At 68.4% G+C, this 1,075-nt stretch carries 1 protein-coding gene; it reads right to left on the bottom strand.

Annotated features, from left to right (window positions below; translation table 11 throughout):
- Positions 1–954: an IS481 family transposase gene (locus tag AB0P24_RS47925; protein ID WP_365805802.1), complete on the bottom strand. Its 954-nt coding sequence runs from the start codon at positions 952–954 to the stop codon at positions 1–3.
- Between the last annotated feature and the right edge of the window lie 121 nt (positions 955–1,075).

Genomic DNA, 1,075 nt, shown 5'->3' with positions numbered 1-1,075 from the left:
CTAGGTGTACTGACCCGTGAGGTTGGGGACGCGGCTGGCGGGTGGTTGGCCTTTCAGCGCGGTGTGTCCGCGGTGGTGGTTGTAGGTGTGCAGCCATTCGGGGAAGGTGTCGCGTCGTTCCTGTTCTGAGCGGTAGGGGCGGGCGTAGGCCCACTCGTCCAACAGGGTGCGGTTGAAGCGTTCGACCTTGCCGTTGGTCTGGGGCCGGTAGGGCCGGGTTCGTTTGTGGGTGATCCCGGCCGCCGTCAGCAGGTCTCGCCAGTCGCGTGAGCGGTAGCAGGCGCCGTTGTCGGTCAGGACCCGTTCGACGGTGATGCCGCAGCCGGTGAAGAACGCCTGGGCCCGAGTCCAGAAGCCGGTGGCGGTCTCTTTCTTCTCGTCTGTGTGGATCTCGCTGTAGGCCAGGCGGGAGTGGTCGTCGAGGGCGGTGTGCAGGTAGCTGTAGCCGGCGCCTGCGCGGGTCTTTCGGCCGGCCTGACGGCCGAGGACCTTGTGGCCGCCGCCGTCGGGGATGTTGCCGAGCTTCTTGATGTCGACGTGGACCAGTTCGCCGGGGCGGTCGCGTTCGTAACGGCGTACGGCACGGCCCGTTGCCCGGTCCAGGTGTGTCAGGCGGGCCAGGCCGTAGCGGGTCAGCACGCGGTGCACGGTCGAGGGCACGAGACGGAGCAGGTGTGCGATGCGGGCCGGTCCCCACCGGCGCAGGACGCGGATCTTGATGATCCGGCGTTCGGTTCGGGTCGGGGTACGGCGCGGGCTTGTGCGCGGTCGGGAGGAACGGTCGCGCATACCCGCCTCGCCGAACTGCCGGTAGCGGTCGGCCCACCGTTGAGCCGTGGTGGGCGAGACCTGGAAGCGTTCGGCGGCCCGGCGCAGCGGCCAGCCTTCCTCGACCACGCAGCGGGCCAGGCGCAGACGGCCGGTCTCGGACAGGGGTGCATTACGGTGGGGCACGAGGGCCTTTCTGTCGCTGGTGCAGATGTCGCAATCCACACCAGGCCAGAAGGCCCTCACCCATTTCAAGATCGATCAGCCGTGAGCCCTGTCACCGTCCACAACCTCCCAGGACAGAACA

The sequence above is a fragment of the Streptomyces sp. NPDC086519 genome, assembly GCF_040686075.1.
GTDB lineage: Bacteria > Actinomycetota > Actinomycetes > Streptomycetales > Streptomycetaceae > Streptomyces > Streptomyces shenzhenensis.
This window is presented reverse-complemented; position numbering and strand designations above follow the sequence as displayed.